A 17909-nucleotide genomic window follows, 5' to 3' on the forward strand; every position below is an offset into this window, starting at 1 on the left:
GCATGATCCGGAAAAGTGGACACCGGTTTTCCGACCAGATCATGCGGAAAGATTAAATCATGGTCCAGGCAATCGTCTTTCTGCCTCTGCTGGGCGCCATTCTGGCCGGCCTCATCGCGCTGTTCGGCGCGCATGCCCGCAACCCCTCGGGCGACACGGTCGAGCATCACGATGATCACGGTCATGGCGCGCACGCCCATGCGTCCGATACGATCAACGAGGATGCGTCGGTCATCCACGAAACTCACCACGAACCCGGTGACGGCCACGACGACCACCACGTCTCCGAGCCGCCCGCGGCGGGCTCGCGCGGCGCCGAGCTGATCACCACGGCATTGCTGTTCGTGTCGGCTGCGCTGTCCTGGATGACGCTGGTCGATGTCGGCTTCATGCACCACGACATCCGCATTCCGCTGCTGCCGTGGATCCTCTCCGGCGATCTCCAGGTCTACTGGACGCTGCGGGTCGACACGCTCACCGCCGTGATGCTGGTGGTCGTGACCACCGTGTCCTCGCTCGTGCACCTCTATTCCATCGGCTACATGGACGAGGATCCGAACCGGCCGCGCTTCTTCGGCTATCTCTCGCTGTTCACCTTCGCCATGCTGATGCTGGTGACCGCCGACAACCTCGTGCAGCTGTTCTTCGGCTGGGAAGGCGTGGGTCTGGCGAGCTACCTCCTGATCGGTTTCTGGTACCAGAAGCCGTCGGCGAACGCCGCCGCCATCAAGGCCTTCGTGGTCAACCGCGTCGGCGATTTCGGCTTCGCGCTCGGCATCTTCGCGATCTTCCTGCTGGCCGGCTCGACCGATTTCGAGACCATCTTCCACGCCGCGCCGGGCTTGACCGGCAAGACCATCGACTTCCTCGGCTGGCACGCCGACGCGCTGACCCTGACCTGCCTGCTGCTGTTCATGGGCGCGATGGGCAAATCGGCGCAGTTCCTGCTGCACACCTGGTTGCCGGACGCGATGGAAGGCCCGACCCCGGTGTCGGCCCTGATCCACGCCGCGACCATGGTCACCGCCGGCGTCTTCATGGTGGCGCGCCTGTCGCCGCTGTTCGAGCTCGCGCCGAACGCGCAGGCCGTCGTGATGTTCTTCGGCGCCACCACGGCGTTCTTCGCGGCGACCATCGGCCTGGTCCAGAACGACATCAAGCGCATCGTCGCCTACTCGACCTGTTCGCAGCTCGGCTACATGTTCGTGGCGATGGGGGCAGGGGCCTATTCGGTCGGCATGTTCCATTTGTTCACGCACGCCTTCTTCAAGGCGCTGTTGTTCTTGGGCTCCGGCTCGGTGATCTACGCGATGCACCACGAGCAGGACATCCGCAACATGGGCGGCCTGTGGCGCAAGATCCCCTACACCTACGCAGTGATGGTGGTCGGCACGCTCGCGCTCACCGGCTTCCCGCTCACCGCCGGCTATTTCTCCAAGGACGCGATCATCGAGTCGGCCTACGCCTCGCACAATCCGTTCGCGATGTACGGCTTCCTGATGACGGTCGTCGCGGCCGGCCTGACCTCGTTCTACTCGTGGCGCCTGATCTTCAAGACCTTCCACGGCGAGCCGCATGACGATCATCACTACGAGGCTGCGCATGAAGCGCCGATCTGGATGCTGATCCCGATCGGTGTGCTCGCGGTCGGCTCCATCCTGGCCGGCTTCCCGTTCAAGGAGCTGTTCGCCGGTCACGGCATCGAGGAGTTCTTCCGCGAATCCGTGAAGATGAACCCGCACATCATCGAGGAGATGCACCACATCCCCGAGACCATCGCCTTCCTGCCGACGGTGATGATGGTGCTGGGTTTCCTGGTGTCGTACCTGTTCTACATCCGCCGGCCCTATCTGCCGGTCGAGCTCGCGAACACGCAGCCGATGCTGTACAAGTTCCTGCTCAACAAATGGTACTTCGACGAGCTCTACGACATCATCTTCGTCCGTCCGGCGAAGTGGATTGGCTACCAGCTCTGGAAGAAGGGCGACGGCTTCATCATCGACGGCCTCGGTCCCGACGGCGTCTCTGCCCGGGTGTTGGATGTCACCCGCAACGTCGTGAAAATCCAGACCGGCTATCTCTACCACTACGCGTTCGCCATGCTGATCGGTGCCGCCGGCCTGATCACCTGGTTCATGTTCGGCTTTGGGGGCCAGTAAAATGACGACCTGGCCAATTCTATCCGTCACGACGTTCCTGCCGCTGGTCGGCGCGCTGATTGTCTATCTCAGCCGCGGCGATGACGAGGCGGCCCGGCGCAACTCGCGCTGGATCGCGCTGTGGACCACGCTGATCACCTTCGCGGTGTCGGTGATCCTGGTCATGCGGTTCGATGCGTCGAGCGCCGACTTCCAGTTCGTCGAGAAGGCGAACTGGCTCGCCACCGGCATCACCTACCACATGGGTGTGGACGGCATTTCGTTGCCGCTGGTGATCCTGACCACCGCCATCATGCCGTTCTGCATCATCGCGAGCTGGAAGGCGATCACCAACCGCGTCCGCGAATACATGATGGCGTTCCTGATTCTGGAAACGCTGATGATCGGCACCTTCTCGGCGCTCGATCTCGTGCTGTTCTACCTGTTCTTCGAAGGCGGCCTGATCCCGATGTTCCTGATCATCGGCGTCTGGGGCGGTCCGCGCCGGGTCTATGCGTCTTTCAAGTTCTTCCTCTACACGCTGCTCGGCTCGGTGCTGATGCTCCTTGCCATCATGGCGCTGTACTGGAACGGCGGCACCACCGACATCCCGACCCTGATGCACACCGCCGTGCCGCGCTCGCTGCAGACCTGGGCGTGGCTTGCCTTCTTCGCCTCGTTCGCGGTGAAGATGCCGATGTGGCCGGTGCACACCTGGCTCCCCGACGCCCACGTCGAGGCGCCGACCGCAGGCTCGGTGGTCCTGGCTGCGATCATGCTGAAGATGGGCGGCTACGGCTTCCTGCGTTTCTCGCTGCCGATGTTCCCGCTCGCCTCGCATGACTTCGCGCCGCTGATGTTCACGCTCTCGGCCATCGCCATCATCTACACCTCGCTGGTGGCGCTGATGCAGGAGGACATGAAGAAGCTGATCGCGTACTCCTCGGTGGCGCATATGGGCTTCGTCACCATGGGCATCTTCGCGGGCACCATGCAGGGCGTCGCCGGCGGCGTGTTCCAGATGATCTCGCACGGCATCGTCTCCGGCGCGCTGTTCCTCTGCGTCGGCATCGTCTACGACCGCATGCACACCCGCGAGATCGCGGCCTATGGCGGCCTCGTCAACCGGATGCCTCTTTACGCGCTGACCTTCATGGTCTTCACCATGGCCAATGTCGGCCTGCCCGGCACCTCCGGCTTCGTCGGCGAGTTCATGACGCTGCTCGGCACCTTCAAGGTCTCGATCCCGACCGCGTTCTTCGCCACCTTCGGCGTGATCCTGTCGGCCTGCTATGCGCTGTGGCTCTACCGCAAGGTCGTGTTCGGGGCGCTGGTCAAGCCGTCGCTGGCGAGCATGAAGGATCTCACCTTCCGGGAGGGCCTGACGCTCTTCCCGCTGATCGCGCTGACGATCCTGTTCGGCATCTATCCGAAGCCGGTGCTCGACATGTCGGCGGCCTCGGTCCAGCAACTCGTCAACAATTACAACACCGCTGTGACGGCCGTGAAGGCCGCCGCACTGCTCCAGTGAGCGGGCAGGTCAGGATATCGCCATGAGCTTTGAGACTGCAGGTTATCAACTGGCGCCGGTGCTGCCCGAGCTCGTGCTCGCGGTCGGGGCGATGGCACTCCTGATGCTCGGCGCCTATCGCGGGCAGGAGACCACCAAGACGGTCACAACGCTCGCGGTGCTGCTCCTGATCGTGGTCGGCGCGCTCGAATACATGTTGCCCGCGGGCAAGCACGTGACCTTCGGCGGCAGCTTCATCGTCGATGATTTTGCCCGCTTCATGAAGATCCTGGCCCTGATCGGCTCGGCGGTGACGCTGGTGCTGTCGACCGAGTTCCTGTCGGATCCGTCGCGCCGCATCTTCGAATACGCGATCCTGGTGCTGCTCTCGACGCTCGGCATGATGGTGCTGATCTCGGCCGGCGATCTGATCTCGCTCTATCTCGGCCTCGAATTGATGTCGCTGGCACTCTACGTCGTGGCGGCCTCCAACCGCGACAACGCCAAGTCGACCGAAGCCGGCCTGAAGTACTTCGTGCTCGGCGCGTTGTCCTCGGGCATGCTGCTCTACGGCTCCTCGCTGATCTACGGCTTCACCGGCACGGTCGCCTTCACCGGCATCGCGGCGGCCGCGACGATCTCGAATGTCGGCCTGGTGTTCGGCCTCGTGTTCCTGCTCGCCGGCCTCTGCTTCAAGGTCTCGGCGGTGCCGTTCCACATGTGGACGCCCGACGTCTACGAGGGCGCGCCGACGCCCGTGACAGCCTTCTTCGCCTCGGCGCCGAAGGTGGCCGCGCTCGCGGTCTTCACCCGCGTTACGCTGACCGCATTCCCGGGCATCGTCTCGCAGTGGCAGCAGATCCTGGTGTTCGTGTCGATCGCCTCGATGGCGCTCGGCTCGTTCGCCGCGATCGGACAGAGCAACATCAAGCGCCTGATGGCCTATTCCTCGATCGGCCATATGGGCTTTGCCCTGGTCGGTCTTGCCGCAGGCACGGTCGAGGGCGCGCAGGGCGTGTTGATGTACATCGTGATCTATGTCGCGATGACGCTGGGCTCCTTCGCCATCATCCTGGCCATGAAGCGCAACGGCCAGCCGGTCGAGCAGATCAGCGATTTCGCGGGGCTCTCGCGGACCAATCCGCTGCTCGCCTTCATGTTCGCGATGCTGCTGTTCTCGCTCGCCGGCATTCCGCCGCTCGCCGGCTTCTTCGCCAAATGGTACGTCTTCGTCGCCGCCATCAAGGCGAATTTGTTCACGCTCGCCGTCATCGGCGTGCTGACCAGCGTGGTCGGCGCCTACTACTATCTCAGCATCGTCAAGACGATGTATTTCGACGAGCCGGCCGGACAGGTCGATCCGGTGCGCGTCGAAGTCAAGACGGTGCTGGCGGTCGCGGGCCTGTTCAACATTCTGTTCGCCCTGTTCGCAGGTCCCGTGGTGAGCGTTGCCTCCGCCGCGGCAAAGTCGCTGTTCTAGGATGGCATTCGCGCTCGGTCCTCGTGCGGCGTCGGCGGGCTACAAGCTCGCAGCTTTCGAACGGACCGGCTCGACCAATACCGAGGCGATCGAGCACGCAAGGGGCGGCGAACGCGACCCGATGTGGTTCGTGACGTCGGAGCAGACCGCCGGCCGTGGCCGCCGCCAACGCGCCTGGATCGCACCGAAGGGTAACCTAGCAGCCAGCGTCCTCGAAGTCCTCGATGTCGCCCCTTCCGTCGCCGCGACGATCGGCTTTGCGGCCGGGCTGGCCGAGGAGGCCGCCCTGGAGAAGGTCAGCCTGGAGGCGGCACTGCGCCTCGGCGAGGGCCGTCCCCGCTACACCCTGAAATGGCCTAACGACGTGCTGGCCGGCGGCAAGAAGCTGGTCGGCATCGGCCTGGAGGCCGAAGCCATCGCCGAGCGTCTTGCCATCGTTGTCGGCATCGGCACCAACGTCGTCGCCGCGCCCGAGGGCACGCCCACACCGGCGGTGTCACTGGCCGCGCTCGGCGTCCAGATCAGCGCGGAGGAGTTGTTCTCGGCGCTCTCGGACGCCTGGGTGGAATTCCGCGGTATCTGGGACAATGGTCGCGGCTTTGCCGAAATTCGCAAATTGTGGCTGGAGCGCGCCGCCGGCCTCGGCGAGCGGGTCGCGATCCACACGGGAGTGATGACGCTGGAAGGCATTTTTGACACGATCGACGAAACCGGCTGCCTGATCGTCCGCACCGCGGAGGGTCGGCGCGTGCCGGTGGCCGCGGGCGAGGTGTTCTTCGGCACGGTCGCCTCCGTGGGAGCTGCGTGATGGCGAAGCCTGAAGAACTGGTATTTGCACCGCTCGGCGGGGTCGGCGAGATCGGCATGAATTTGTCGATCTACGGCCTCGGCAACCGCCAGCAGCGGGCCTGGCTGGCGATCGATCTCGGCGTCTCCTTCGGCGACGAGGAGCATCTGCCGGGCATCGACCTGATCATGCCGGACGTCAGCTTCCTGGAGAAGGAACGCAAGAACCTGATGGGGCTGGTGCTGACCCATGCCCATGAGGACCATTTCGGCGCCATCATCGACCTGTGGCCGAAGCTGAAATGCCCGATCTACGCGACGCAGTTCAGCGCCGCGCTGTTCGAGGCCAAATGCGCCGCCGAGCGCAATGCGCCGAAGATCCCGGTGACGGTGGTGCCGTCGGGCGGGCGCGTCGATATCGGCCCGTTCAACGTCGAGTTCATTCCGGTCGCGCATTCGATTCCGGAGTCGCATGCGCTGGCGATTCACACCGACGTTGGCACGGTGCTGCACACCGGCGACTGGAAGATCGATCCGACCCCGATCATCGGCCGCCCGACCGACGAAAAGCGGCTGCGGGAGCTCGGCGATGCGGGCCTGCTCGCCTTGATCGGCGATTCCACCAACGCCGTGCGCGACGGCCGCTCGCCCTCGGAAGCCGAGGTTGCCAAATCCATCACCGAGCTGGTCAAGGCCGCCAAGGGCCGCGTCGCAGTCACGACCTTTGCCTCCAACGTCGCGCGCCTCAAGGCCGTCGCCATCGCTGCGAAGGCCGCCGACCGTGAGGTCGTCGTGGTCGGCCGCGCCATGGAACGCGTGGTGCAGGTCGCGCGCGAGACCGGCTATCTCGACGGCGTGCAGAGCTTCCGCTCCGCTGAGGTCTACGGTCACCTGCCGCAGGACAAGGTGCTGGCGCTCTGCACCGGCAGCCAGGGCGAGCCGCGTGCCGCGCTGGCGCGCATCGCCAATGACGACCATCCCGAGATCACGCTCAACCGCGGCGACAGCGTCATCTTCTCCTCGCGCACCATTCCCGGCAACGAGAAGGCGGTCGGCGCGATCATCAATGGCCTGGTTCTGCAGGGCGTGGAGGTCATCACCGACCGCGACCAGCTGGTCCATGTCTCCGGCCATCCCCGCCGCGACGAATTGCGCGACATGATCGCATGGACCCGGCCGCAGCTCCTGATTCCGGTCCATGGCGAGGCCCTGCACCTGAACGAGCACGCCAAGCTCGCGCGTGCCGCCGGCGTGCCGCGCGTGCTGGTCTGCCGCAATGGCGATCTGGTCAAGCTCGGCCCCGGCGATCCCGGCATCATTGGGCAAGTGCCTGCGGGCCGTCTCTACAAGGACGGCACGATTCTGGAGGACTCCAAGTCTCGCGCGGTGGTCGAGCGGCGCCGCATGGCCTTCTCCGGCTGCGCCTTTGTCGCCATCGTCATGACGGAGCAGGGCGAGCTTGCCGACGATCCCGCGGTCGAACTGGTCGGCATCCCCGAGAAGAACAAAGCGGGCGAGCCCTTCGACGACATCGTGTTCGACGCCGTGGTCTCCACTGTCGAAGGCCTGCCGAAGGCGCGCCGTCGCGACGCGGATGCGCTGGCGGAGTCGGTGCGACGCGCTGTCCGCTCCGTGATCAACGAACATTGGGGTAAAAAGCCCCCCTGTCTGGTACACGTCCTGACAGTGTAACGGGAGAAGCACAATGCTGGGCCGGCTCAACCATGTCGCGATCGCGACCAAGGACGCCGTCAAGGCCGCCAAAATCTATGGCGCCGCGTTCGGGGCCCAGATCTCGGAGGCCGTCGCGCTGCCCGAGCATGGCGTCACCACGGTTTTCGCGACGCTGCCCAACACCAAGATCGAGTTCATCGAGCCGCTCGGCGAAGCCTCGCCGATCGCAAAGTTCCTCGACCGCAACGCCGACGGCGGCATCCACCACGTCTGCTACGAGGTGGTCGACATCATCGCCTCGCGCGACACGCTGGTGAAGGAGGGCGCCAGGGTGCTCGGCGACGGCGTGCCGAAGATTGGCGCCCACGGCAAGCCGGTGCTGTTCCTGCACCCGAAGGATTTTTCCGGCGCGCTGGTCGAAATCGAGCAGGCATAGGCCGAAACCATGGCCATCCAGATCTCAACCGCAATCGCGATCTACTTCGTCATCTGGTGGGTCGCGCTGTTCCTGACGCTGCCGTTCGGCGTGCGCAGCCAGCACGAGGACGGCGTCGGAGTGCCGGGCAGCGACCCCGGTGCGCCGATCCTGACGCGAATGAGGAGCAAGCTGATCTGGACCACCATCATCTCTGCCATCATCTACGGGATCGCCATGGTCGCCTATCACGCCGGCTATCTCTCGATCGAACGCCTGTCGAAATTGATGGGCATGCCGTTCTAAGAATTTTTGGTTGGCTTTGTTGGGGGACCAATGACTTTTCAGCGGATCGTCGTCGCGCTTCTGGTGCTGATCGTCGCCGGCCTCGGTGCCATCGGCTATTTCGAGTGGAAGATGGCCGTGCAGGTGCGCACCCTGAAGGCGTTCGTCGAGGGCTACGTCTTCAACGAGGCTGTGGTCGCCTGCGAGCAGGCCAAGAGCTCGACGCCGTTCAAATGGAACGGCGGCAAGAGCACCGCGGTGATCGGCCTGAACTCGGTCAAAACAGACAAATACACTGTCAGCGCCAGCTACACGCTGGTGGCGGACAGCGTCTATTGTGATTACGATCCGATCAAAAGAAAGGCCGAGATCGGCTCGAGCTTCCTGGAGCGGGAGTAACGATCCGGCCCCTATATGGGATGGGATCGTCATGGCGCAGGGGCAGGGGGACTACCGGATTCTGCATGAGGCGGCCTTGCGGGATTATCTCGCAGGCGTTCCGGATATCGCTGCGACCCTCGGTGGCGAGCCGGCCTCCTGGTCGATCACCGAAGTCGGCGACGGCAATCTCAATCTCGTTTTCATCGTCAAGGGCGGCCGTGGCGGCGTCGCCGTGAAGCAGGCGCTGCCCTATGTCCGCCTGGTTGGCGAGAGCTGGCCGCTGCCGCTGTCCCGGGCTCATTACGAATATCTCGCTTTGTCGCGGCAGGCCGAGCTCGCGCCCGGCCTCGCGCCGGCGCTGCTGCATCACAACGAGGCCCTGGCGCTGACGGTGATGGAGCTGCTCGAGCCCCACATCATCATGCGCAAGGGGATGGTTGCAGGCTCGCAATATCCGCGCTTTGTCGATGACATCACCACCTTCATGGCGCAGACCTTGTTCTTCACCTCCGACCTCGCGCTGTCGGCGGCCGAGAAGAAGCAGGGCATCGCAGCCTTCGCCGGCAACCATGCGCTGTGCAAGATCACCGAGGATCTGATCTTCACTGATCCCTACCGCATCGCCGAGCAGAACCGCTGGACCGCGCCATATCTCGATGCGCTCGCCGCAGAGCTGCGCGAGGACATGGAATTGCATGTCGCGATCTCCCGGCTGAAGCTGAAGTTCATGGCGAGCCCCGAGGCGCTGCTCCACGGCGACCTTCACACCGGCTCGATCATGGTCACGGACGGCGAGACGCGGGTGATCGACCCCGAATTCGCATTCTACGGCCCGATGGGTTTCGATGTCGGCGCCGTGCTGGCCAACCTGCTAATGGCCTATTTTGCCTCCGCCGGCCATGAGCGCGTGCCGGGCGAGCGGCGTGCCTTCGAAGCCTGGGTGCTGGAAACGGTCGAGCAGGTCTGGAACGCGTTCGCCCGCAAGTTCCTCGATCTCTGGCGCGCTGGCGCCGCAGGCGATGCCTATCCCGCCTCGCTCTTCGCCGGCGAGACAGGCGCGGCACGGCTGGAGGCCGAGCGGCAGGCCTACATGCAGCGGCTGTTCGCGGATACGGTCGGTTTCGCCGCGGCAAAAACCATCCGCCGCATCTTCGGCCTCGCCCACAATATCGATTTCGAGCTGGTCGATGATCCGCGCCGGCGCGCCACCAGCGAAGCACGCGCGGTGCGGCTGGCGCGCGCGCTGATGCTGGAGGCGGGGGCGTTTCCGGCCATCGCGGACGTTACTTCTGCAGCGCGAAAATTGCGCGACTGGCAGCCGGAGTTCTAGCGGGCGTCTTCGCAAATCGGCGGGGCCCGCGCGACGCTCGCATACGTCAACCCCTTCAAGGCGCTTGCGCTCGACCCGCCGTGGATGGTCAACTCTCGGACCAGAGCACGGCTTGGCGTTGTCGGAGGGACCATGATGTTCAGGATAGTGGCGATCGTCGCGGGTCTGGGGCTGGCACTGGCGGCCTCGGCGGAGGCCCAGACGCCGCGCAAGGGCGGAACCGTCCGCATGACCGCGCCTTATGGGTCGAGCTTCACAAGCTTGGACATTCACACCACGCAACGCGCCCAGGACGAGATCTACGCCAAGGCCCTGCACCGGTCGCTCTACATCTGGAATTCCACGGAAGGCAAGCCGGTGCTGGAGCTTGCCAAGGAGGACGTCGTCTCGGGCGGAGGTCTCGTCCACACCTTCAAGCTGCGCGACGACGCCTATTTCCACAACGGCCGCAAGATGACGGCCGACGACGTCATCTGGACCTACAACCGCATCATGGACGGCACCAAGGCTTATCCCGGCGCGCGCTATGTCCGCGTGATCGAGGGCGCGGCGGCGGTTGAGAAGGGCCAGGCCAAGGAGATCTCCGGCCTGAAGAAAATCGACGACTTCACCATCGAGATGAAGCTGACCGAGAAAGTCGATCCGGGTTTCTACTTCTGGAACGCGATCACGTCGATCTATCCCGCCGACGAAGCCGCCAAGGAGAGCTTTCTCCAGAAGCCAATCGGTCTTGGGCCTTTCAAATTCGTCGAGCACGTGCCGGGATCGCGCATCGTCTTGGAGCGATGGGACCGGTTCTACAAGCCCGGCAAGCCCTACGCCGACAAGATCATCGTGTCGGTCATGGGCGAGGCCGCGGCCCGCGATGTCGCCTTCCGCAACAAGGAGATCGACACCTCCGTGCTGGGACCGGCGCAATATGTCGCCTATCAGAACGACGCCGACCTCAAGGGCACCGTCGTCGAAGTCGCCGAGGTCTTCACCCGCTACATGGGGATGAATCCCGCATTCAAGCCATTTGCCGACAAGCGGGTCCGGCAGGCGATCAACTACGCGATCGATACCGATTTGATCATCAACAAGCTGGTCAAGGGCAAGGCCTATCGCGCGACCAGCTGGCTGCCGCTGACCTCTCCCGCCTACGACAAGGCCTTGAAGCCCTACGCCTTCGATCCTGCCAAGGCCAAGCAGCTGCTCGCTGACGCCGGCTATCCCTCAGGTTTCGAATTCGAATGGACCACCAGCCAGAACGAGAGCTGGGGCCTGCCGATCGTCTCGGCCGTGATCCCGATGCTCGACCGGGTGGGCATCAAAGCCAAGGTCAAGCAGGTCGAAACAGCGGTGCTGGCGGAGGTGGTCCGCAGCGGCGACTATCAGGCCTTTGTCTATTCCCAAGCGACCGGACCCGATCCCCAGGCCGCCCTCAAATGCTTCCACTCATCGACGCCGCAGTCGGCCTGCAACTACATGAACTTCAAGAATGCCGAGTTCGACAAGCTGATCGACGAGGCCGGGCAGTCCGATGACGCTGCAAAGCGTACCCAGCTGCTGCAAAAGGCCAATGCTGTTCTCTACGAAGAGGCGCCGGTCTGGTTCTTCAACTACAACAAGGCGGTCATGGCGGTGCAGCCGTGGCTCAAGGGGATTCAGCTGAACGCGACGGAGCTGACCCATCAGAACGTCGAAGACCTCTGGGTCGACGAGACCTCGCCCGCGAAGTGACACGCGCTCTCGCGCTTCCTCCGTCGCCATGAGCGGCGGAGGGAGAGAGGAAAAGTGCCGATGCTCTCCTTCCTGTTCCGCCGCCTCCTGCAGACCATTCCGACCGTGCTCGCCGTGGTGGCTCTGGTGTTCGTGCTGTTCAGCGTCGTTCCCGGAAGCATCGTCTCGTCCATGAGCGACGATGCCGATCCGCAGGTCGAGCTGCGCATGAAGAAGCAGCTCGGCCTCGACGATCCCGTCTATGTCCGTTTCGGCACCTACATCGCCAAGCTTGCGACCGGCGATTTCGGAACCTCGTTCCGGACGCGGGAGCCTGTGACGTTCATGATCGCCAAACGGATATGGCCGACGCTCCAGCTCATCTTCACCGCCATGGCGTTTTCCGTCGTGATCGGCGTACCCCTGGGTTTCATCGCCGCGCTCAAGCCGGGAGGCATCGTCGACACGCTGGCCATGGTCGTGGCGGTGTCAGGCCTTTCGATCGCCAAATTCTGGCTCGGACTGGTGCTGATGTATCTGTTTGCGTTGAAGCTCGGCTGGCTGCCGAGTTTCGGCTATGGCGATGGCGGATTGAAATATTTGATCCTTCCGGCCGTGACGCTCGGCGTCTCGCCGATGGCGCTGTTCGCGCGGACGACACGCGCCGCCGTGCTCGAGATCATGACCGCGGATTTCGTCCGCACCGCGCGCTCCAAGGGCATGAGCGAGACCCGGGTCGTGAAGTGGCATGTGATGCGCAACGCGCTCGTCATCATTCTCACCACCGTCGGCCTCCAGTTCGGCGCGCTGATGGGGCAGGCGGTCGTGGTCGAGAAACTGTACTCCTGGCCGGGCATCGGCTCGCTGCTGGTCGACAGTGTCCTGCAGCGCGACATTCCGGCCGTCCAGGGCTCCATTCTTGTCGTGGTGCTGTCCTTTCTCGCGATCAATCTGCTGATCGACGTGCTCTATGGGGTGATCGATTCCAGGATCCGATACGCATGAAGCTGCGCGCCAATCTCATCATCGGTGGCGCGCTGTTCGCGCTTGCGATCCTGGTCGGTCTGCTCGCGCCCTGGCTGGCGCATACCGATCCCGTCCTGGATGCCAATCTGCTCAACGCGGAGGAGCCTCCGAGCTGGACCTGGTGGTTCGGCACCGACGACCAGGGCCGCGACATCTATTCCCGCGTCGTCTATGGCGCGCGCGTTTCGCTGACGGTCGGCATCGTCTCGCAGCTCATCAACAGCGTCATCGGCGTGGCGCTGGGCCTGAGCGCCGGCTATTGGGGCGGCTGGTGGGATGATGTCGTCAACGGCCTGACCAATCTCATGCTCGCGATCCCATCCCTGATCTTCGCGCTGGCCATCATGGCGGTGCTTGGTCCCGGCCTCACCAGCCTTCTGATCGCACTCGGCTTGACCAACTGGTCCTTCACATGCCGGATCGCGCGGGCCTCGGCGCTGTCGCTGAGGAGCCAGGGCTATGTGCAGGCCGCGACCGTGCTCGGCTACGGCGATCTGCGCATCATGATCACGCAGCTGCTGCCGAACATGCTAGGGCCGATCGTCGTCATCGGCACGCTCGGCATGGGCAGCGCGGTGCTGTCCGAAGCCGCGTTGTCGTTCCTCGGCCTCGGCGTCCGCCCGCCGTTTCCGAGCTGGGGCAGCATGCTGTCGGATGCCCGCGACCAGATCACGACGGCACCGTGGCTCTCGGTGTTTCCCGGCCTTGCCATTTTCCTGACGGTGCTCGGGCTCAATCTGCTCGGCGACGGCCTGCGCGACATCCTCGATCCACAATCGCGGAGCCGGCGCACATGACCGGCGCGCCGCTGATCGAAGTCGAGGATCTGCGGATCGATCTCGACGATGGATCGCGACGCGTTGCGGCGGCCGAGGGCATTTCATTCCGCATCGATCGCGGCGAGACCTTCGGCCTGGTCGGCGAATCCGGCTGCGGCAAGAGCATCACGGCGCTCGCCTTGATCGGCCTGTTGCGGCAGCCATTGTCGATCGGCGGCGGCGTCATCCGGTTTGAGGGGCGGGAGATCCAGCACCTTTCCGCGGCCAAGCAGCGCCAGCTGCGCGGCAATCGCATCGCCATGATCTTCCAGGAGCCGATGACGGCGCTGAACCCGGTCTCGCCGGTGGGCCGGCAGATCGCCGAGATGTTCGTGCTGCACAAGGGCAAGAGCTGGCGGGAAGCCGACAGGCTGGCGGTCGAGGCGCTGGCGAGCGTCCGCGTTCCCGCGCCGGAGCGGCGCGTGAAGGACTACCCGCACCAGCTCTCGGGCGGCATGCGCCAGCGCGTGATGATCGCCATCGCGCTCGCCTGCGGTCCGGATCTCCTGATCGCCGACGAGCCAACAACGGCACTCGACGTCACCGTGCAAGCCGAAATCATCGAGCTGATGCGGAATTTATGCGCCGAGCGGGGAACCGCAATCCTGATGATCAGCCACGATCTGGGGCTGGTCGCCAATGTCTGCCGCCGCGTGGCCGTGATGTATGCCGGCCGCATCGTCGAGGAGCGCGGCTCGGCCGATATTTTCCGGGCACCCTCGCACCCCTATACGCGAGGCCTGGTCGCCTCGCTGCCGCGGCTCGGCAGTCGCGCCGCGCTTGGCCGGACCCGGCTGACGGAGATCGCGGGTGTGGTTCCGGCCATCACGAATTTCCCCAACGGCTGCCGGTTCAATCCGCGTTGCGCGCAGGCGACCGATATTTGCCGGACCACCCCGCCGGAAGCGGATTTGCTCGACGCCGGCGGTCTGGTCAGGTGTCATCACCATGCATGAGCCGCAAGACAGGTTGGGTGAGACGCGGCCGGACGACGATGTCATTCTCAGCGTGAGGGATCTCGCGGTCCATTTTCCGCTCGGAGGCGGCCTGCTGGGGCGCGGCCGGCGGCTGCTCCGTGCCGTCGACGGGGTCGATCTCACCCTGAAGCGCGGCGAATGCCTCGGCCTCGTCGGCGAGTCCGGCTCCGGCAAGTCGACGGTCGCATTGTCGATCCTTGGCCTCGTGACCCCGACGCGCGGCCGCATCGTGCTGGACGGACAGGACGTGACCAACCGGCCATCCGGGGATCGCAAGGCGCTGGCCCGCATCGTGCAGATCGTGTTTCAGGATCCCTACGCCTCGCTCAATCCGCGCCAGACCGTTCGCCGCACGCTGGAAGATCCCCTGCGCGTGCATGGCGTCACGGCCAAGAGCGAGATCGAGGATCGCGTCGCGAAGATGCTGCGGCATGTGGGCCTGCGGCCGGAGCAGGCCGACCGCTACCCGCATGAATTCTCGGGCGGCCAGCGCCAGCGCATCGGCATTGCCCGCGCCCTGATCCTCAATCCCAGGATCGTCATCTGCGACGAGCCCGTCTCGGCGCTCGACGTCTCGATCCGCGCCCAGATCATCAATCTGCTGCTGGAATTGAAGGAAACCCTCGGTCTCTCCTACATCATGATCAGCCACGATCTCGGCGTCGTCGAACACATGAGCGACAAGGTCGCCGTGATGTATCTCGGCCGCATCGTCGAGAACGGCCACTGGCGCGAGATCTTCGAGCGGCCGGCGCACCCCTATACGCAAGCCCTGATCGCCGCCATCCCCGATCCCTTGCGTCATGCACCGCTGGCGACGACAGGCGGCGACCTTCCCAACCCGCTCAATCCGCCGAACGGTTGCGCCTTCAGCCCGCGCTGCCGGTATGCGGAAGCTGCGTGTCGGAGCGAGCCGGGGCCGGTGCTTGAGACGCGCCCCGACGGGCACGCGGTGAGGTGTTGGCGGGCGGAGGAGATTGCGGGGCAGGCGGCGTTGGCCTTGCCTGAGGGCCAGCCGCTCTAGGGTGGAAGGCGAGGTTCACTTCAGTCCAGCCAACACAACGTCACGGACCACCCGGATGGGCGGCATCCATTGCCTCTCATCGGTGTAATTTCCGCAGGTTATGGCCACCACGATATCGAGGTCGGGCATCGCGAACAACCGCTGACCACCGTAACCGAAGCCGCCGATCCAATGCGTGATGGGCCGGTTCGGCGGATGGCCGTACTGGAAGTTGCCGCTGTACCAAAAGTAGCCGTATTGACGCTGCTCGTCGCACGGGACGTAGGGCTGGAACGCTTTCGCGAGCCATTCCGACGAAACGATCTGGCGTCCATCCCACTGGCCACGGTTGAGGACCAATTGCCCAACGCGCGCAAGGTCGCGCGGCGTCATGCGCAGGCCGGATGCGGGTGCGGGTTGGCCGTTGAATCCTTTGGACCATTCGGTCGGACCAACCCCGATGGGATCGAACAGTCGTGTGCGCGCAAAGTCGGGTAGCGACTGGCCGACGCCTTTTACCAGCAAATTGCCGATAAGCTCGGTTCCAGCCGCGCCATAGATCCAGCGCGCTCCGGGATCGGAAATGAACGGTCGGCTGAAGACGTAGCGCAAACGATCGGGCGAGCTCTCCATCTGGATTTCGCTGTTATTGGGATCCTGGTAGGGAATGTCCTCGTTCCAATCGAACCCCAGGGTCATGGTGAGCGCGTGCGCGACGGTCAGACGCTTGAGGCGGGCATCGGTTGCGACATCGGCATAGTCGGGAAATTGCGCGATCAGCGGTTGATCCGGCGCAGGCACCTTTCCGAGATCGAGGGCGATTCCGTAAAGCAGGCCGAGAACGCTCTTCGTGACGGAGCGCAGGTCGTGCAGGGTGTCGGGACCGAACGCGACGCGGCCGAGAGAAGCGCCCCAGGCTTCGTCCTCGCCGGCGAAATAGCGTTCGAGCACGATCTTGCCCGCTCGCGTGACGAAGACACCATGCAGACCCCAAGCACGATTTTCGGCAATCAGTTTGTCGAGCCGCGCATCGAGATCCGGCACAAAGCCTGCCTCGGATGGCGTCATCGATTGCCAGTCGAACGGAGCCGAGCTAAGCGGACCTGCGCTCATGAGAAGCGCCCCTCCACCCATAAGCAGGGCCCGGCGACCAATTGCCGTCATGCGAATGTCTCCGATATGAGAAGTCTGCGCCCTCAGCGTGAGCCAAACGCTCACCGGATGCGCCATCCGCTGACACCTACCAGACGAGGGCGACGATTTGCGAGCGCCTTCTCGACCGGCAGCGCCCGCAGCCACGCGCGAAAACTGACGACCTCGGGCAATCCGCGGTGCCTTCAGGCGCAACCAGCCAATCGCCCAAACCCGATCCCTCATCGATCCGGTCGCAGCGATAGCCCGGATGGCGGCTGAGGCCGCGGGCGATCAGCAGGTCGACCTTGCCTTCGACCAATTCGTGCAGGCCGGCCGGATGCAGCACCCGCAAGCCGATCTCCGCATGCGTGCTGCGAAATTCTGCCAGATCGAGGCGGCGGAGGTCGAAGCCGCCATGGACCCCCAATTGCAGCAGCACCGCACCTGCCGGCCTCAATTGCGAGGTCGCTTCCGCAATGTGGCGAAAGCCTTCGGAGACCCCGGGCAGATAGGCCTGACCGGCCGCGGTGAGGATGAGCTGCTTGTGCAGCCGCTCGAACAGCTGCACGCCGAGGCGCGCCTCCAGGGCCTTCACTTGCTGCCCCACGGCGGCCGGCGTCACGTGCAGCTCGTGTGCGGCCAGCTTGAAGCTGAGATGCCGCGCGGCGGCTTCGAAGGCGCGGAGCGCGTTAAGTGGGGGAAGGGCGTGGGTCATCGGGCTCCATTTTGACACCGGCGGACCTTGGCCTTGCAATAGATTTTCTTGCGCTGAGCCGCAGCAATGATGCTTTGCGAAGCGGCGGTGGCTCCGGATACGGTCGACCCGCAATCCGGAGAAGACCCTATGCCCCCAGCTCACATCGTCAGCCACAATCCCGCAACCGTCCACGCGCCCGCCGGTGGTTACTGCATGGGACTTGAGGTGACGCAGCATCGCCGCCTGTTGTTCATCAGCGGCCAGGTGCCCCAGAGATCCGACGGCACCGTTCCTGACGGTTTTGAGGCGCAGTGCGAGCAGGCCTGGCGCAACGTGAAGGAGGTCCTCGCCGCCGCCGGTCTTGGCGTCGCGCATCTGGTCAAGGTCAACACGTTCCTGACCGACCGCAATCAACTCGTGACCAACCGCTCCATTCGTCGCGCGATGCTGGGCGAACACCAACCCGCGCTGACGGTCGTGATCGTCGAGACCGTCGACAGCAATTGGCTGCTGGAGATCGAGGCGATCGCCGCCGATTGAAATCGGCCGACATT

16 protein-coding genes and 1 pseudogene are annotated in these 17909 nt (G+C 64.4%); 15 read left to right on the top strand and 2 right to left on the bottom strand.

The window, feature by feature from the left end; genetic code table 11:
- Nucleotides 1-59: 59 nt before the first annotated feature.
- The 14 genes from nuoL to IVB41_RS23345 all read left to right on the top strand — a co-directional run bounded on the left by nuoL (nt 60) and on the right by IVB41_RS23345 (nt 15545).
- The gene (nuoL, locus tag IVB41_RS23280) at nt 60-2159 is read left to right on the top strand and encodes an NADH-quinone oxidoreductase subunit L (RefSeq protein ID WP_027567195.1); all 2100 of its coding nucleotides are present in this window, start codon (nt 60-62) and stop codon (nt 2157-2159) included.
- Nucleotide 2160: 1 nt separating this feature from the next.
- Nucleotides 2161-3669, top strand: coding sequence for an NADH-quinone oxidoreductase subunit M (locus IVB41_RS23285; RefSeq protein WP_027567194.1), 1509 nt, complete (start codon nt 2161-2163; stop codon nt 3667-3669).
- Nucleotides 3670-3691: 22 nt separating this feature from the next.
- Nucleotides 3692-5128: an NADH-quinone oxidoreductase subunit NuoN gene (gene nuoN, locus IVB41_RS23290; RefSeq protein WP_247435308.1), complete on the top strand. Its 1437-nt coding sequence runs from the start codon at nt 3692-3694 to the stop codon at nt 5126-5128.
- Nucleotide 5129: 1 nt separating this feature from the next.
- Nucleotides 5130-5936 carry a biotin--[acetyl-CoA-carboxylase] ligase gene (locus IVB41_RS23295; protein WP_247435313.1) on the top strand — a complete coding sequence of 269 codons (807 nt, stop codon included), beginning with the start codon at nt 5130-5132 and terminating at the stop codon, nt 5934-5936.
- Nucleotides 5936-7606, top strand: a complete 1671-nt coding sequence (locus tag IVB41_RS23300; protein ID WP_247435317.1) for a ribonuclease J — start codon at nt 5936-5938, stop codon at nt 7604-7606. The genes IVB41_RS23295 and IVB41_RS23300 overlap by 1 nt, the downstream gene beginning before the upstream one ends.
- A gap of 13 nt (nt 7607-7619) precedes the next feature.
- Nucleotides 7620-8024 carry a methylmalonyl-CoA epimerase gene (gene mce, locus IVB41_RS23305; protein ID WP_007603572.1) on the top strand — a complete coding sequence of 135 codons (405 nt, stop codon included), beginning with the start codon at nt 7620-7622 and terminating at the stop codon, nt 8022-8024.
- A 9-nt stretch (nt 8025-8033) separates the two neighbouring features.
- A complete protein-coding gene (locus IVB41_RS23310) occupies nt 8034-8309 on the top strand; it encodes a DUF1467 family protein (protein ID WP_027518239.1) in 276 nt (91 codons plus the stop codon).
- 30 nt (nt 8310-8339) lie between these two features.
- Nucleotides 8340-8687 carry a hypothetical protein gene (locus IVB41_RS23315; RefSeq protein WP_027518238.1) on the top strand — a complete coding sequence of 116 codons (348 nt, stop codon included), beginning with the start codon at nt 8340-8342 and terminating at the stop codon, nt 8685-8687.
- Nucleotides 8688-8718: 31 nt separating this feature from the next.
- On the top strand, nt 8719-9999 hold the full coding sequence (mtnK, locus tag IVB41_RS23320) for an S-methyl-5-thioribose kinase (RefSeq protein ID WP_247435320.1): 1281 nt from the start codon (nt 8719-8721) through the stop codon (nt 9997-9999).
- 132 nt (nt 10000-10131) lie between these two features.
- Nucleotides 10132-11721 carry an ABC transporter substrate-binding protein gene (locus IVB41_RS23325; RefSeq protein ID WP_247435323.1) on the top strand — a complete coding sequence of 530 codons (1590 nt, stop codon included), beginning with the start codon at nt 10132-10134 and terminating at the stop codon, nt 11719-11721.
- A gap of 60 nt (nt 11722-11781) precedes the next feature.
- On the top strand, nt 11782-12705 hold the full coding sequence (locus IVB41_RS23330) for an ABC transporter permease (protein WP_247435739.1): 924 nt from the start codon (nt 11782-11784) through the stop codon (nt 12703-12705).
- Complete coding sequence (locus IVB41_RS23335) at nt 12702-13523, top strand: ABC transporter permease (RefSeq protein WP_007603580.1); 822 nt, start codon at nt 12702-12704, stop codon at nt 13521-13523. Before IVB41_RS23330 ends, IVB41_RS23335 begins: the two co-directional genes overlap by 4 nt.
- Nucleotides 13520-14500 carry an ABC transporter ATP-binding protein gene (locus IVB41_RS23340; RefSeq protein ID WP_247435328.1) on the top strand — a complete coding sequence of 327 codons (981 nt, stop codon included), beginning with the start codon at nt 13520-13522 and terminating at the stop codon, nt 14498-14500. Before IVB41_RS23335 ends, IVB41_RS23340 begins: the two co-directional genes overlap by 4 nt.
- The gene (locus IVB41_RS23345) at nt 14493-15545 is read left to right on the top strand and encodes an ABC transporter ATP-binding protein (protein WP_247435332.1); all 1053 of its coding nucleotides are present in this window, start codon (nt 14493-14495) and stop codon (nt 15543-15545) included. Before IVB41_RS23340 ends, IVB41_RS23345 begins: the two co-directional genes overlap by 8 nt.
- A 15-nt stretch (nt 15546-15560) precedes the next feature.
- Here the strand turns inward: IVB41_RS23345 and IVB41_RS23350 are convergent, their stop codons facing one another.
- Nucleotides 15561-16688: a serine hydrolase gene (locus tag IVB41_RS23350; protein ID WP_247435335.1), complete on the bottom strand. Its 1128-nt coding sequence runs from the start codon at nt 16686-16688 to the stop codon at nt 15561-15563.
- A gap of 50 nt (nt 16689-16738) precedes the next feature.
- Nucleotides 16739-17373, bottom strand: a pseudogene (locus tag IVB41_RS35740) (LysR family transcriptional regulator).
- A gap of 129 nt (nt 17374-17502) precedes the next feature.
- On the opposite strand from IVB41_RS35740, the gene IVB41_RS23360 reads away from it, so the two are divergent.
- On the top strand, nt 17503-17895 hold the full coding sequence (locus tag IVB41_RS23360) for a RidA family protein (protein ID WP_247435338.1): 393 nt from the start codon (nt 17503-17505) through the stop codon (nt 17893-17895).
- Nucleotides 17896-17909 lie beyond the last annotated feature (14 nt).

The organism is Bradyrhizobium sp. 44 (assembly GCF_023073095.1).
Taxonomy (GTDB): Bacteria; Pseudomonadota; Alphaproteobacteria; order Rhizobiales; family Xanthobacteraceae; genus Bradyrhizobium.

Excerpts from the sequence above, each read along its gene's own strand:
- nuoL (WP_027567195.1), top strand. The coding sequence starts at position 60 with ATGGTCCAGGCAATCGTCTTTCTGCCTCTGCTGGGCGCCATTCTGGCC.
- IVB41_RS23285 (WP_027567194.1), top strand. The coding sequence starts at position 2,161 with ATGACGACCTGGCCAATTCTATCCGTCACGACGTTCCTGCCGCTGGTC.
- nuoN (WP_247435308.1), top strand. The coding sequence starts at position 3,692 with ATGAGCTTTGAGACTGCAGGTTATCAACTGGCGCCGGTGCTGCCCGAG.
- IVB41_RS23295 (WP_247435313.1), top strand. The coding sequence starts at position 5,130 with ATGGCATTCGCGCTCGGTCCTCGTGCGGCGTCGGCGGGCTACAAGCTC.
- IVB41_RS23300 (WP_247435317.1), top strand. The coding sequence starts at position 5,936 with ATGGCGAAGCCTGAAGAACTGGTATTTGCACCGCTCGGCGGGGTCGGC.
- mce (WP_007603572.1), top strand. The coding sequence starts at position 7,620 with ATGCTGGGCCGGCTCAACCATGTCGCGATCGCGACCAAGGACGCCGTC.
- IVB41_RS23310 (WP_027518239.1), top strand. The coding sequence starts at position 8,034 with ATGGCCATCCAGATCTCAACCGCAATCGCGATCTACTTCGTCATCTGG.
- IVB41_RS23315 (WP_027518238.1), top strand. The coding sequence starts at position 8,340 with ATGACTTTTCAGCGGATCGTCGTCGCGCTTCTGGTGCTGATCGTCGCC.
- mtnK (WP_247435320.1), top strand. The coding sequence starts at position 8,719 with ATGGCGCAGGGGCAGGGGGACTACCGGATTCTGCATGAGGCGGCCTTG.
- IVB41_RS23325 (WP_247435323.1), top strand. The coding sequence starts at position 10,132 with ATGATGTTCAGGATAGTGGCGATCGTCGCGGGTCTGGGGCTGGCACTG.
- IVB41_RS23330 (WP_247435739.1), top strand. The coding sequence starts at position 11,782 with ATGCTCTCCTTCCTGTTCCGCCGCCTCCTGCAGACCATTCCGACCGTG.
- IVB41_RS23335 (WP_007603580.1), top strand. The coding sequence starts at position 12,702 with ATGAAGCTGCGCGCCAATCTCATCATCGGTGGCGCGCTGTTCGCGCTT.
- IVB41_RS23340 (WP_247435328.1), top strand. The coding sequence starts at position 13,520 with ATGACCGGCGCGCCGCTGATCGAAGTCGAGGATCTGCGGATCGATCTC.
- IVB41_RS23345 (WP_247435332.1), top strand. The coding sequence starts at position 14,493 with ATGCATGAGCCGCAAGACAGGTTGGGTGAGACGCGGCCGGACGACGAT.
- IVB41_RS23350 (WP_247435335.1), bottom strand. The coding sequence starts at position 16,688 with ATGACGGCAATTGGTCGCCGGGCCCTGCTTATGGGTGGAGGGGCGCTT.
- IVB41_RS23360 (WP_247435338.1), top strand. The coding sequence starts at position 17,503 with ATGCCCCCAGCTCACATCGTCAGCCACAATCCCGCAACCGTCCACGCG.